The sequence below is a fragment of the Pontibacter sp. 13R65 genome, from assembly GCF_047525655.1.
GTDB lineage: Bacteria > Bacteroidota > Bacteroidia > Cytophagales > Hymenobacteraceae > Pontibacter.
On record NZ_JBLIQL010000003.1, the window covers coordinates 335522 to 350515 of the forward strand.

Consider the following 14994-nt stretch of genomic DNA (forward strand, 5'->3'; position numbering starts at 1 on the left):
ACTTACTAATTCCTGTACCTCCCAATCAATATACTTAGTGTAACCTTCAATCAGTATAACGAACTCAGATTATGCTAATAAATATGGCCTTCCAGAGGACTTTATGTCATTGGATGGCCTAGGGGACTGCTGTATTACCGGTAGCCTGTTGTTTGAACTATGTTCGGATTAACATCTATTTCACCTTGAGGTATGGGCCAGGCCCATTCGCGAGCAGCTGGAGTTAGCGTAACAGAGGCAGAGGCAACTTCTACATCTGGGCGGCTAATAGCGCGCATGGAACGTTTTAAATCGAACCAGCGGTGCCCTTCTGCAAAAAGCTCCTTTCTACGCTCCAGCGCTATTGCCTCTAGCAATGCCTGCTCATCTCCTATAACAACTGGTACATAATTTCGGATACGTGCGGCACGCAAAGCATTCAAGTCTGCCAGTGCCGCAACTAATTTGGCTCCTCCCTGCTTAGCTCTGGCCTCAGCACGGATCAGGTACATTTCTCCAGTTCTCAGTACTTTCCAATCAGTTAGGTTATCTAAGGTTGTTCCCCGGCCAAGGTATTTTGTTACAATTCGTCTATTACCGGGTGCACCAGAGCCTCCCGGATAAACAGGTGCGTTGCTGCTCGACTCTCTGCTTCCAAAATAAGAGACAAAGCGTATGTCGTTTGGCTTATTAAAGGTAGCCTCTAAGTGAGTGGCTGGTCTGAATAAATTGCGGTTCGCGCTGCCAATGTGGATACCAAGCCCTACATTACCTTCGCCTGCACTATGCGTCACTTTCCAGATAACTTCTGCATTTGCAGGATAAATATCCTGCCAGATTCCTGAAAAGCCAGCCTGATTAGCCAAGGGTATGACAGCTATTACGCGGCTTGCAAAGTTCTCAGCAGCTTCGTAGTCTTTGGCATAAAGGTGTACCCTGGCTAGTAAGGCATGTGTAGCTGTTTGATCTATATACGCTCTGTTAGTAGCAGTGTTCATCACATTGTCCACATCTGCGAGCAAAAGCTCCGCCTCTTCCAGATCATCAAATATATGATCGTAGGTTTCTTTTACAGACAATCGTTCAGGCAGGTCTTCTACGTCTACAGTTGTTTTATAGGGTACTCCAAGAGCAGTAGCAGTACGTTCGTAGCTTTCGCCCCAGAAACGCAGCAGGTCGAAGTGCACCATAGCCCTTATGGCCAATGCCTGTCCTTTTATGCGGTTAACCCGTTTTGGATTGGTGGCTTCAAACTGTTCAATGTTCCGAAGCGTGAGGTTAGCTTGCGCTATAACGGAATAGGCCGCCACCCAGCTTAGCTCTATGTCGGCTTCATCTGCCGCGTACGTCCAGTTGGCCTGGGTGTTCCAGTTGCCAAAGTCCTCTACCGTCTGCACCAGGTCATCTGCCATCATATCAGGCAGAGCAGCCCATGCCCCTGTATTATGAGTACCATTGCCATAGTATCCAGATGCCCTGAACAAGGCATATGCTCCAGTTAGGGCAAACTCGTGTTCATTTAAGGTAGAAAACCCTTTAGATGAGCCGGCTCTCTGATACTCCGGCTCTATTTCTATGATGTCTTTGCAGGCTGTAAGAGAAACAGCACAACCCATGCTCAGACCTATAATTAACTTATATAATTTCATGGTGATAATTAAAATTAGAGTCCAACCGAAAGGCCAAAAGTAATGGTACGCAAGGCAGGATACTGAGCCCCCGCCAATTGGCCTGGCACTCGCGATCTTGCGCCGGTAAGCTCCGGTGTCGCCATCTCAGGGTCGAAGCCTTGGAACTTAGTAAAAGTAGCCAGGTTCTGTCCTTGCGCAAATACGGTTACCTGCCGTAGCCTTACCACTTGGGTCAGGTGCTGCGGCAATGTGTAAGACACCATCAGGTTACGCCATCTCAGGAAATCGCCAGCTTCAAGAAAGCGAGTGGTTCCGGTTCTCATGGCCTGGGTAGGTCTTGGTATGTTGGTTACCTGGCCCGGCTCACGCCATTCGTTCAGCAGCACAGCAGCCAGGTTATCGCCAACAAACCATGGGTTTTCCACATTGGTGCGGTCTTCGTTGTAGATCTTGTTGCCCTGCACAAAGCTAAATAAAGTGTTTACTTCAAAACCTTTATAACGCAGGGTCGTTCCAAAGCCTCCAAAAAATGGCACCTCTGCAGAACCTACCAGCACCCGATCGGTTGGGCTGTAGGTTTCGGTTACCTCATTGTTCAGGTTGAGGTATTGTGCATTACCGTTATCCGGGTTTACGCCGGCATACCGTACCACATAAAAAGAATTCAAAGACTCTCCTTCACGGTTAATGTACACTCCATTTACAATGTCGTTATCGCCCTCGCCTACTAGTCTTTTAATTTTATTCTGGTTGTAAGTGAAATTCAGGTTAGCGCTCCATGAAAAATCTTTTGTCCGGATCAGGTCAGCATCTAATGCGTATTCTACGCCCTGGTTTTGTAGGGCGCCTATGTTGGAAATAAGGTCGCTGAAGCCGGTGGTTCTGGATAGCTGACGGTTCAGGAACAGGTTGGTAGTGCGGCTATTGTAGTACTCGATGCTGGCCCGCACGCGGCCCTGCCAGGTGGCTAGTTCGATGCCAGCATTAAAGGTAGTGCGCCGTTCCCACTGCAGGTCGGGGTTAGGAAGCTGCAGCTGTTGCAGACCACTTACGCCATTGTACACCGAGCGGCCATATAACTCCATCGACTGAAAATCACCGATACCGGCCTGGTTCCCGGAGGAGCCATAGCTTGTTTTCACTTTGAGTTCGTTGAACAGGCTACTCAAATTCTCCATAAATGCTTCGTCAGACACGACCCAGCTTACACCTACAGAGCCAAAGTTCGCCCATTTATTATTGAGCCCAAACCGGGAGGATCCATCGCGACGGCCGGTTAAGCTAATGTAGTACCTGTTTTTGAAGCCATAATGCGCCATGGCAAAATAAGATAGAAGCGCATGGCTGGTACCGTCTCCGTTTACAGCCGGAATAAAGTCGTTGGTAGCAGTACCTGGTGTAATGCCTGCCTCATTCTCAAACGGACCGCCCAACCCGTAACCAGTAAACCCGAAGCTACGGCCAGCTCCTTTAATAATTTCGTTGAACAAGGAAACACGGAGCGAATGATCTGTTCCAAACTGATGCAGGTAAGAGGCAGAAGTTGTTCCGGTATAGCGGAAAAAGCGGTTGTAGCCACGGGTTAATTGTCCTCTGCCACCTGGCACGCCTCTCCCCGGAGCCGTGCTGGGGTCCAGCAACACGTTACTTTCGTTAGATGTGTAGTCGCCTCCCCAGTTCGTTCTAAAAGAAAGCCCCGGCAATGCCGGCACCTGATACTCCAGGTATATATTACCTACCCCCTTCAGTTGCTGCCGGAGCGCTGTATTTTCGTTTATCAGCTCCAGCGCATTGGGTTGCCCGGCTCTGGTCTGTGTATAATTGCCTTCTTCGTCAAAAGGCGTTTCGTAGGGGTTAGTCCAACGGATGGCGTTGAGCGGCACGTTAATGGAAGTAGTGGCTTCGTAGGTATTTGTAAATTCTGAGTAGCCAAACGTTGAGTTGAGACCGAAAGTAAAATTACCGGCTGTACTCTCTACATTGGCTCTGCCCGTATAGCGCTGCAGACCTGTGTTCCGCACGGTTCCTTCCTGGTCGAAAACGGAGCCGGATAGTATGTAGGTAGTTTTATCGTTGCCACCTGAGGCGGTTAAGCTATGATTTTTAGTAACGCCGGTTCTAAAAAGAACCTTTTCCCAATTAGTGTTGATATTTGAGAGTCGGGCAATGTCGTCAGCACTCCATCTGTAGGGGTTCCCATTTGCCATTTCGTATGCCAGTTTCTCTTCGGTGTTCATTACCCTTAGCCTGTTTTCGGGCAGAGTTGAAAAGCCATACTGCACATTATACTGCAATCGGGTAGCACCAGCCACACCCTTTTTGGAGGTGATAACGACTACTCCATTAGCGCCCCTGGAGCCATACTGCGAGGTGGAGATGGCATCTTTTAGCACGGTATAAGTTTCGAAATCAGCCGGATTGAGCGTGGAAAAATCGGTAGCTGAAATTTCAACCCCGTCTAAAATAAACAGGGGCTGCGTTCCACCCAATACAGAACCTCTGCCCCGAATGAGCACACTGGCTGTTGCTCCTGGCTGGCCCGAATTAGCTTGTACCAGCATACCTGGCGCTCTTCCCTGCAGCGCTTGTTCAAACGACCCGTTGGGCGTGAGCGAAACTTCTTCGCCTACCACAGTTGCCACAGAGCCGGTAACTTCGCGCCTGATCTGGGTGGTGTAGCCTGTCACGACTACTTCTGATAATTGGCGGGAATCGGGAGCGAGGGAAATCTGCAATAAGTTTCGCCCTCCTACCACCACTTCCTGGGAGGCCATTCCAATAAGGCTGAAAATCAATGTCAGGTTTTCGTTTGCCTGGGCCACCGGTAGGCTCAATCTAAACTGACCATCAGAATCGGTGCTTGTGCCCGATGTTGTGCCTTTAATTAAGACAGACACGCCAGGCAAGCCTTTGGCTGTTGCCTGCTCCGTTACTGTTCCGGTAATGGTTCTGCCCTGCGCCATCGCCTGCTGATACAAGCAAAGCAGCAGGACAAGATGTAACAGTAAAATTTTTCTCATTCTTGTGTTAAATTAAAATAGGTTAAGATGTGCCAGCGGGATTGGGTAGTTGCAAAGATGGGGCGGAAAGGCAGAAGCAAAAAAAGCAGCCAGGTTTTGACTTGTAAATAAATTTATGCTTCAGGATAGCTGCTTTCTGGAAATAGCACTGCATGGAGATGGTTTACCCAACCAACTTTGTTGAACGCAAAAATACCGAAAAGCGGGTTTAGTTACAGGCTTTTTGGTTCTTTTACATGTATGCAGAAACCAACAGATAATGTATTTACAGCGTCAGGTAAAAATTGGATGGTAGCATTTTTTTTGCACCACAGCTTTATCTACAGAACTAAAATAGTAATTATACTTTCTAAAATACCAATAATTAAATCAAAGAAAAATAAAATTTATCAAGTTTGTGTTTTACAGCTACGGTCCTACTTAGGGTTACAAATATGGTTTAAGAATCCTATATTTCAATGCGGTGAACTATATTTTTCCTGAAAATCAGTAGCAACTGTTTATTTACAGAACTACTTGGCAAAAAAACCTCTTAGATAAATAACAAATTAAATGTTCCTACATTTAATTATTACACTAACAAACATCAATCTTTATTAACAAAACAAAAAAGTAATTTTTCTAATGAAACAGGCCTTCCAGAGGTAAATTTTGGTTTTAAGGCAGATGGTTTTGGTGGATAACTATCTGGTTATCTCTCAAAAAATGTAACCTATAAACTGAAAAGGCACCTAAAAAAGGCATTTTGTTATTCCTGAAAGCAGCAACAAATTGAAACAGAGCAGGCTGGTATTCTAAAATATCTGAGCTATCTTTTGAAGTATAAGAAATAACTTCTTTGTATAATGAGGCTTAAGTAGCAAAAAAATGGCAGTAACGGCTGCTTTCTCAGAACCCGCTACTGCCACTAATAGTTTAGCTGCTTATGCTAAAAAGACCATTCGTTGTTCAGCCTGGCAATAGCATGGTGTGCCGTCAGGTCGAACTGGCAGGGCACCACCGACACGTAATTGTTTACTAAAGCCCACTCATCGGTATCTTCGCCTTTATCAAAGTTTACAAAATTACCTGTCATCCAGAAATAGCGGCGGTTATTTGGATCTAGTCTTTCGTCGAACTCTTCCTGCCACTTAGCGTGTGCCTGTCGGCAAACCTTAATGCCTTTAATCTTTTCCTCGCTCTTTTTAGGAATGTTCACGTTTAGCGCCGTGTTCTCCGGAATTTTATGCTTCAGCGCTCCTCGGATAATCTGCTCTACGGCCTCGGCCGCATGCGAAAAGTCAGCGTCGTGTCCATAGTCGCACAACGAGAAGCCAATAGCCGGAAAACCCTCAATAGCCGCCTCTATTGCTGCCGACATAGTGCCAGAATAAAGCACGCTAATGCTGGAGTTGGAACCATGGTTGATGCCGCTCACCACCAGGTCTGGGCGTCTATCTTTCAGTACATAAAACTTTGCCAGTTTTACGCAGTCGGCAGGAGTGCCGGAGCATTCATAGGCCTCCACATCCAGATCGTGCAGGGCAATAGATTTGTCTAGGCGAAGAGTATTGCCAATGGTAATGGCGTGGCCCATGCCCGACTGAGGGCTATCCGGTGCGACCACCACCACATCACCTATTTTCCGTGCTATTTCTACCAGCATCCGGATGCCCGGTGCTGTAATGCCATCGTCGTTTGAGACTAATATTAATGGTTTTGTCATACTTGTCAGTTGTTATTGCCGGTAGTTCTGCCAGGCAATGCGGGGCACAAGCAGAAGCGCGCGCGTCAGGGTTTATGCTTATACTACTATTATTGACCCTTGCCTGATTGCCTACTACACCAGCAGGTTACTAATTTCGTGCTAATATACTACAACCTGCACCTGCTCATCAAGGTTTAATCTAAATATAATGCTTTTAGCCGAGATTATGTGGCTTCGATTTGTTGTTAAGCAGGCAGCCATCAGATCAAAACCTCCTCTGGCATTAACTCCACTAAAAGCCTGCTACAGCAATTTTGCTAAATTCAGGTCGTTACCCTGAGTGAGTATGAGCTGGTGGCGGTACAGAAATTAGGGGTTGTTCAAAAGTGGCTTCGTGCATCGGCCTGGCTCCACCAGCTTTCTGTTGCCGATTCCTCCGGCTTTAGCAAATAATCGGCTATTCGCTCTTTGTGATATACAGTAATTATAGTTATTATTGCTTTCATGAGTTTTCTACGCGCACAATATAATCTTACAGATACTGGTTTATTGCTACTCCGGCTTGGCATAGGGTTTATGTTTATCATTCATGGGTGGCCAAAGCTTGCCGGTGGTCCTGAGAAATGGGAGCAGATTGGTAAGAATATGGAATTGATTGGCATTGGATTCATGCCTGCTTTCTGGGGCTTTATGGCTGGCGCTGCAGAGGCTCTTGGTGGAGCTCTTCTGATGTTGGGGCTGCTCCACCGCCCCACCTGCATTATCTTAGTGTTTACTTTGATAATTGCCGTTATCAGGCATTTGGCGGCCGGCGATGGTTTTAATGGTTACTCTCATGCCCTCGAAGCTGCTATCCTGTTTTTTTCTCTCTACTTTATTGGCCCCGGCAAATATAGCCTCGACGAAAGCCTGATCCCGACCCGGAAAGATCGTAGCGTTTTTTAGGGACACCATCAACCTCCTTTGCAAATATTAATTCTGCTAATAAAAAAGGCCTTCCGGAGCCTTTTTCAGGCTTTTAAGGCATAGGGCAACGTAGTACTGCGCTAAATTAAAAAGCAGAAATTTAAAGATATAAGGACTGCGCCTCTCTCTACTACAATCAACTGCGTTTTAGTATTCTACCCAATCAGAAAAGCCTTAAAATGCCTGCCTCAGCGTCCATTTCTGATTTTAAATATTTGATTGGAGAACGTACTAGAACGAGCAGGCAAAACAGCCTCTGTCTCCTTTCAGCCAAACTTGTTTTTTAAACCCTTGGAGCCTTAACCTCAAAACTACCTCCGGAAGGCCTTTTTCATTAGCATAATTACGCTTACAACCAGCTACTAACTGCAAACTACCTGCTATACATGTTGCTAAATTTATTATTAGCCATTATTCTTACAACAGCTCCCGATTCTGTTGATTTAAAAACGCCGTACGAAAAAGGTAATGGCAACCAAACCACCACTTACCAGGAGGCCATAGATTGGTACACGCGCCTGGACCAGGCTTATGAAGAAGTAAAAATGGTGCCTTACGGCTACACCGACTCCGGCAGGCTGCTGCACCTGGTCCTCGTCTCTACCGATAAGGATTTTGCCCCGGCTTCTGTTAAGCAGAAAAACAAGCGGGTCCTGCTGATCCAGAACGGCATTCATCCGGGGGAGCCAGAAGGAATAGATGCTACCATGATGCTGGCCCGCGATTATCTGCAGCACAAGAACCTGCGCCGGCAGCTCGATAATGTGGTGCTCGCCATTATTCCGGTGTACAACATTGGCGGTGCCCTGAACCGCAACAGCCACACCCGCACCAACCAAAACGGTCCCGAGAGCTACGGCTTCCGGGGCAACGCGCGCAACTACGATCTGAACCGCGATTTTATTAAAACCGACTCGCGCAATGCTGTGCTGTTCCACCACATTTTCCGGGACTGGGACCCAGACGTGTTTATAGATAACCACACTTCTAACGGGGCCGATTACCAGCACGTGATGACGCTCATTCCTACACAGCACAACAAGCTGCACCCGCATCTGGCCCGCTATCTGCAGCAAACCATGCTGCCCGCGCTGTACCAAGGCATGAAAAAAGGCAAGTTCCCAATGGTGCCTTACATGGACCTTCGAGGCGACACCCCGGAGTCGGGCACAGTGGCTTTTCTAGAATCGCCACGCTACTCCACGGGCTACGCCGCCCTCTACCACACCATCGGGTTTATGCCCGAAACGCACATGCTCAAGCCCTTTGCCCAGCGGGTGCAGGCCACTTACCAACTCATGCAGCACATGATTCGCACCGTGCACCGCGACTCCGATAGAATTGCCGCAGCCCGGGCCAAAGCCAAGCAGGAAACGCTGGTTCAGCAGGAGTTCGCGCTGCAATGGCAACTCGATACAAGCAAAGTAGAGAAAATTCCGTTTCTGGGCTACGCGGCCAAATACAAACCCAGCGAGGTAACCGGACAGCAGCGCCTCTATTATGATCGCAACGCCCCCTATCCCACCACCATTCCTTACTACAACACCTTTACCCCCACCACCAAGGTGCAGAAACCGGTAGCCTACCTTATTCCGCAGGCATGGCAGGAGGTAATAGAACACCTGAAAACGGAAAAGGTACAACTAAAAAGACTGCTGAAAGACACTACCATTACCGTAGAAAACTATTACATCAGAGACTTTAAAACCAGTCCGCGCCCTTACGAAGGCCATTACCTGCACTCCGATGTGCAAGTGCAGACACGCAGTATGGAGCGGCAATTTCTTAAAGGAGACTACGTAGTGTACCTGAATCAGGAAACTAACCGTTACCTGCTGGAGACACTGGAGCCGCAGGCCACCGATTCGTTTTTTAACTGGAATTATTTTGATGCGGTGCTGATGCAAAAAGAGTATTTTTCGTCTTACGTGTTCGAAGACCTGGCAGCAGAGATCCTGAAGCAGCAACCTGAGCTGCGCCAGCAACTAGAAAAACAAAAGCAGCAGGACCCGGCCTTTGCCCAAAATGCCCGGACACAACTGGAGTTCGTGTACCGCCACTCTCGGCACTACGAATACACGCACAACCTGTACCCGGTGGCACGCCTGATGCAGCACCTTAAACTACCCTTGTAAAACAGCAAGCGCCACCCTCACAGGTGGCGCTTGCTGTTTTACAAATACTGTATATCTGGTACCGACAGAGTAGGTCCAGGAGGAGGTTACTCTTTTAAATAGGCTGAGTACATCCACACTAGCTTTTCCTGCTCCCGTATGTAATCACTCATCAGGGCATTGGTACCTTCGTCGTTTGCGTCGCTCGATAGCACCAGCAGTTCCCGCTCCAAACCGAGCAACACGCTAAAGCCGTTCAGCACTTCCTGCACCGCCGTATCGCCATCCGATACATCCGAAACTTCTTTAATAGTAGCATGTGCCAGGTAGGTTGTAAACGTATGAAACGGCTTGTGTCCAAGGGTTAAAATTCTTTCGGCGATCTCATCTATCTTGATGATGGCATCGTCGTACAGTTCCTCAAATTTAGCATGTAATTCAAAGAACTTATTCCCGGAGATGTTCCAATGAAAGCCTCTGGTGTTAATGTAAAACAACTGGTAATTGGCTAACAGGGTATTTAACTTGTCTGCTAACTGCTGCGCCTGCGCTGCATCGATTCCAATTAAATTTTTATTTGCCATAGTTACTCTTTGCGATAAAGGTTTAGGTTGTAAAGTATGTAAAGCCAGAAGTAGCCCGCCAAATCGCCAATGACAGGCATCACCTTCTTGGTTTGAGCAACAGGTTCTGACTGCCCTCTCCCCTCCCTTTACGTTCGTGGCCGGTATTGTTTACTTTAAAACAGAAATAACTTCTAAATCTAGAAGCTTTCTCCCGCCGGACCTATGCCTTCAACCATAAGTTACTGGTTATGGGCGAGGGCAAAAGCGGTGGTAGTGCAGGCCACTTACAACTCTCTGATCCAGATGTTGCGGTAGGCAACAGGGTTGCCGTGGTCCTGCAAACTAATGGGTGCCTTGCCATGCGCTTTGTATTCCGGCAAACCAATGTACTCGGTAGGGCCTTTTACCTCTGTGTTGTTCTGTATAAGCACCCCGTTGTGCAGCACTGTAACACGAGCGGGCGAGAACAGGCTTCCATCTTCTTTAAAGCGGGGGGCGGTGTAAATAATATCGTATACATTCCACTCCGTTGGTGGGCGCATGGCATTTACCAGGGGGCGGTGCTGCTTGTAAATACTGCCTGCCTGACCATTAGAGTATGTTCTGTTGTTGTAGGAATCCAGCACCTGCAGTTCATAGCGGTCCTGCAGAAAAATACCACTGTTGCCTCTGCCCTGGCTGTTTCCTTCAACTTTATTGGGTGCACTCCACTCGATGTGCAGCTGAAAATCACCAAACTCGCGCTTGGTAGAAATGTCGCCTTTTCCTACTATAAAGGTACCATCTTTCACCTGCCAGGCTGCTGCTCCGCCTCCACTTTTGGCTTTCCACTGGTCCAACGATTTCCCATCAAATAGCACAAGTGCATCGGAAGGAGCGGCCATACCTTGCCCCGGCGTTACCACTCGTGGCTCCGGTTCCCAGAATTCGGTCATTTCAGGGACCATTTTTGGCGGTACAGGAACCTGCTGTGCCTGCGCTGCACTAAAGGCAAATAGGCCAAAAGTTATTGTGGCAACTACTATTTTGTGAGTGGTAGGGGTGCTAAATTTCATAAAGGATTACGATCTTTTTGATGAAAACATGTTGTCTCGACCTGATTCGAACGATGCTGCCAAGGCCAATAAAATTACGAACTTAATCATACGGCTATTCAAGAGAATTAATCCAGTCGGCAATTTTAAGAGCTTCTTCTGTTGGCACCTGGGGCATGGGTGGCATGGGAGTGGCGTATGTGGGCCAGTTTTCTGGCTTCGGGTTTCGGATGAGTTCAACAATTTGCTTGCGCGTATACTTGCGCTTGGCCACCTCCGCAAACGAAGGCCCCACCTGCTTTTTGTCGGCAGCATGACAAGCAGTGCAGGTATTTTTAACCAGCAAAGGCTTTATTTCATCAAACGTAGGCTTTTTAGGAGCAACCGATGCCAGCGCTGATGATTTTGCACTAGCCCGAGCCGGAGTCTTTGCCTTAGAAGCGGCCGCTGTTTTGGATGCTGAGGCCTTAGCAGGAGCAGCTTTGGCAGAATTACGCGTACTTACTTCACTCACCGCTAATTTCTCTCCCTCGGGTATGTTGTTGAGCGTGTAATAAGCCGTTGGGTGAACTAAAGAGTAGTAATTTTCTTTTGCTCTTACGCCATCCAAGCTAATGGTGTGAATAAATGATTTCCGTAAATTATCGACCAGGAGCCGGACTTTCATACCATCTTCAGATAGTTTTACACCTTTTATCGTGCATTTCTGCTCATAAACCGGTGGGCTGCCATACACTGCCTGGTATTTGTAAATAAAGCTTTCCACGGAATAAGAGGCAATGTCTTCTGCTGTCTTTTTATCTACAGGCAAGGTAAATTCTATTTCAAACCCATCGGGCATCGCTTTTATATTGCGCATTTCAAACGGAATTCGCTTGTTCCAGACAAGGCGTTGCAGCCCCTCGTTTGCCTCGCCAGCCGACCCCCAGCCCCGGTTTGTTTCGCCAACGAACAACGAACGATCTTTGGCCCACTCCATGCGCAACACCCCCGACTGGAAGCCACTCCTGAAATCGATGACGGCTCCCTGGTACTCGTTATTCACCTTTTCCAGCATTACCCGCATAATTTTGCTCTGCCCCTGGTCCCCTATCAATACTTGCCCCGCAAAAGGCCCAAAGTAGCCTTCCGGAATTTTAATCAGTTCAGAATTTGATATGCCCATAATGCCATGCGGAAGCCACACCGCAGGCAGTCGCATTTCAGGAAATTCCTCCTTTAGCTCAAACATTGTTCTAAAATCTTCCTGCTGCCTGTTTTCCGGCTTCACAGATTCACCGTTTTCGTCGGTATCGAAGCGCGGGTCTACCTGAGCATGCATTTGTTCAATGGTGAGTTTTACAGGCGACTCGGGGCGGCTGCTCCACCGTAAACCAGCAGGATGTGCTGTAAAAGCGCCTTTTTGCAGATGCCAAATACCTCCTGAGCCTACCCAGTCTCCCTGGTTTTCAGCGTAAAACAATTCATCATCTACCATGCCTAGGCCGGCGGGAGAACGCAAGCCAGTTGCCCAGGGCTCCATTTTACCGTCTTCTGTTATCTTGAGCAACCATCCCCGCCAGGGCACCATACTGATGGCATGCCACCAGTTACTGCCAAAACCAAGGTTGGTAGACACATAAAAAGCTCCGTCTGGTGCCAGTTTGGGTCCAAAGCTGTACTCATGGTAATTACCGGAAAGTGGCCACGCATATATGGTTTCGAACAAGTCTGCTTTTCCGTCGTGGTCAGTATCAGTTAGTTTGGTTAGTTCTCCGCGCTGGGCGCAATAAAGTGAACCATCTTTGTAGGCCAGCCCCAACACTTCGTGCAAACCAGAGGCAAACTTGCGAAAGTGAGGGCGCGCGCTGGTCGGGTTTTCTACAATAAAAATATCGCCTCTTCTGGTAGATACGCCCAAATCGCCGTTTGGAAGAACAGCAAGTCCGCCAACTTCTAGTAATGTGCCTTCCGGGGCGCTTATTTTCATAATCTTGTAAAAATCTTCTTCTTTCGGCGACTCCTGCGCCTGTGCCTGGTAACCGATACCTGCCATCAGTACAGCACTCAGGCACAGGCGCCAAATTCCGGTTTTACAGAAGTTCTTCCTCATCATTTGCGACATCAGCTTAGTTTAAAACAAGATTGAATAGATAAGTTTTTCCCGGACAGGAAGGAGTAGTTCCTGTTTGCCGGCCATGTTGCGTACAATCGGTTTTGCACCTCCGGCTTCTTCTATCCGGAGATAATAGGATTTGTCATCTATCAGGTACAGGCCTTTACTTACTTCTTCTATATTCATACCCTCTGCCAGGCGCACATACAAGCCCGCGCCGGCATGCTGTAGGGTAAGCTCCCGCTGAAGCCCCAGCCCCTTCTCCAGTACCCGTATGGCATCCTCAACAGAAGCTCCGAAGGCCTGGTAGAGAAAAGTTGGCTGATCGTTTTTGCTAAGCCTGTATCCTTTCTGACGAAAGCCACTTCCGGTAGTATCGGCAACCCAGGTTGCCTGCTCGTTGTTGAGCCTTGCCAACGTCAGCGCTGGCTTGCCAAAATACTGAACAGATCCTAAGGGGCGGGAGGAGCCATCGCCCCGGTCGTGCCACATGGGAGTTGCCTCTATAAATCCTCCCCGCCATAGCTGCACCAATGTGCCATGGTTGAGGTCGTAGGTATAGTGGAGTTGCGTGGGGCTGCCAACTGATACGGCATGTGTTACACGCGTATTACCTGGTATATCCATAAAACTCCGTAAAACCGGCTTTTCTTCTGCCAGCACCAGAATAGGATCGGCACTATTCGCCTGACCTATTTCTGCATCGCTTATTACAAACTCCCGCAGACCTGGTCCGCCCACTTTTAACTCCAGCTCTGGAGTTGCCCAATCCATGTACTTGGTATACAGCAGCTCAACAGGCAGTTCGCCTTGTGGCAGTGCAATAGTCCCCTTGCCACCTTTTTCCCGCATTGGTATCACCCCTTTGTTGTTTACTCTCAGGGCAGCGGCGCCACCTGGGGTATGGGTGCTAAAGTTATAATCTCCTGAGGCCTTTATATGTAAGGTCCCCTTAAAGCGCACCATAAACTGGTTCGATTTATACTCCAGGTTTGACGTAAGGGTACCGGTAGCTCCCTCTGCTTCAGGGGGCAGCTGGCTATAGTCGGCTTTCTCATCGTAGCGACCTTTGTGAATGGTGTAGGTCAGGTTCGACAGTTCAGGGCGCGGCCGTACAAAATGGTTTATGGTAATATTCCGGAAGGCAACCGCACCGTGGTCGCCTTGTAATCGGATCGGGCCTGTTGCTTTTTCTTCGGCTTGGAGGGCCCCTCTCGTTGGCCCGAACAGTTCCACCTGCTCATGAATAACAACCCCGTTCAGCTCCACCCGCAGCATTCGCGCGTTCTCCATCTTTTTACCGCTGGCATCGAAGCGTGGCGCCTGAAACGATATTTTAAGATGTTGCCATAGACCCGGAGCGCGCCCCACCTGCTGACGGGCAGCATACCCCTCATAGCCCTGCTGCCCTTTGGGCCGTTTTTCATCCCAGCGTTCGTATATACCTCCGTTTGAGGCAGCTGTACTTTGCGTTTCTCCCCAGCTGTCTGCTAACTGTACCTCATACAGCCCCTGCAGGTAAATGCCAGAGTTGGAGCCAGCTGCCATCATGTATTCTAATTCCAGGTCCAGGTCACCGTACTCGGCCACAGAAAGGAGGTCTGTGCCCGGCTTCTTCTTGGTTGGTACATTTACCAGTATGCCTGTTCCGTTGCGTACCTGCAAAGTGTTCGGGCTGGATAGTGTTGCGTTTACATCGCCGGCTATTTGCCAGCTTTTCCCGGGATTTCTGAAAAACGACAAATCAGTTAAGGGTATGGCTTTCACTTGGCTTTTCGCCGGTAAGGGCATCGCCAGTAAAACCCAACAAGCAGCGGCAGCCAGCCATACTACAGGAGACAAGCAAAACAGTCTAAACATGTATCTATTTATTAATGGCCTTTCCGTGTGTTGTAGAATAAC

The 14994-nt window shown here is 48.4% G+C and carries 10 protein-coding genes; 2 read left to right on the forward strand and 8 right to left on the reverse strand.

The genetic code is table 11. The annotated features are described in order from the left end of the window. Positions 1–134 precede the first annotated feature (134 nt). From ACMA1I_RS05800 to ACMA1I_RS05815, 4 genes are all read right to left on the reverse strand, one after another. The gene (locus tag ACMA1I_RS05800) at positions 135–1628 is read right to left on the reverse strand and encodes a RagB/SusD family nutrient uptake outer membrane protein (RefSeq protein WP_337067349.1); all 1494 of its coding nucleotides are present in this window, start codon (positions 1626–1628) and stop codon (positions 135–137) included. Between the two features lie 14 nt (positions 1629–1642). Further along, positions 1643–4630: a TonB-dependent receptor gene (locus ACMA1I_RS05805; protein ID WP_337067350.1), complete on the reverse strand. Its 2988-nt coding sequence runs from the start codon at positions 4628–4630 to the stop codon at positions 1643–1645. Between the two features lie 928 nt (positions 4631–5558). After that, positions 5559–6335, reverse strand: a complete 777-nt coding sequence (gene surE / locus ACMA1I_RS05810; RefSeq protein ID WP_337067351.1) for a 5'/3'-nucleotidase SurE — start codon at positions 6333–6335, stop codon at positions 5559–5561. Between the two features lie 362 nt (positions 6336–6697). After that, the gene (locus tag ACMA1I_RS05815; RefSeq protein ID WP_337067352.1) at positions 6698–6823 is read right to left on the reverse strand and encodes a hypothetical protein; all 126 of its coding nucleotides are present in this window, start codon (positions 6821–6823) and stop codon (positions 6698–6700) included. Between ACMA1I_RS05815 and ACMA1I_RS05820 the strand changes: the two genes are divergently transcribed. Continuing rightward, complete coding sequence (locus ACMA1I_RS05820; RefSeq protein WP_337067353.1) at positions 6822–7262, forward strand: DoxX family protein; 441 nt, start codon at positions 6822–6824, stop codon at positions 7260–7262. The two genes, ACMA1I_RS05815 and ACMA1I_RS05820, sit on opposite strands and share 2 nt — an antisense overlap. Before the next feature lie 407 nt (positions 7263–7669). Beyond that, positions 7670–9418: a M14 family metallopeptidase gene (locus ACMA1I_RS05825; RefSeq protein ID WP_337067354.1), complete on the forward strand. Its 1749-nt coding sequence runs from the start codon at positions 7670–7672 to the stop codon at positions 9416–9418. 86 nt (positions 9419–9504) lie between these two features. Here ACMA1I_RS05825 and ACMA1I_RS05830 read toward each other — a convergent pair whose 3' ends face one another. The 4 genes from ACMA1I_RS05830 to ACMA1I_RS05845 all read right to left on the reverse strand — a co-directional run bounded on the left by ACMA1I_RS05830 (position 9505) and on the right by ACMA1I_RS05845 (position 14952). Beyond that, a complete protein-coding gene (locus tag ACMA1I_RS05830) occupies positions 9505–9981 on the reverse strand; it encodes a Dps family protein (protein WP_337067355.1) in 477 nt (158 codons plus the stop codon). 266 nt (positions 9982–10247) lie between these two features. Further along, positions 10248–11018: a DUF1080 domain-containing protein gene (locus ACMA1I_RS05835; RefSeq protein ID WP_337067356.1), complete on the reverse strand. Its 771-nt coding sequence runs from the start codon at positions 11016–11018 to the stop codon at positions 10248–10250. Between the two features lie 94 nt (positions 11019–11112). Then, a complete protein-coding gene (locus ACMA1I_RS05840) occupies positions 11113–13092 on the reverse strand; it encodes a c-type cytochrome (RefSeq protein WP_414703869.1) in 1980 nt (659 codons plus the stop codon). 18 nt (positions 13093–13110) lie between these two features. Continuing rightward, complete coding sequence (locus ACMA1I_RS05845; protein ID WP_337067357.1) at positions 13111–14952, reverse strand: DUF1080 domain-containing protein; 1842 nt, start codon at positions 14950–14952, stop codon at positions 13111–13113. Positions 14953–14994: the final 42 nt, after the last annotated feature.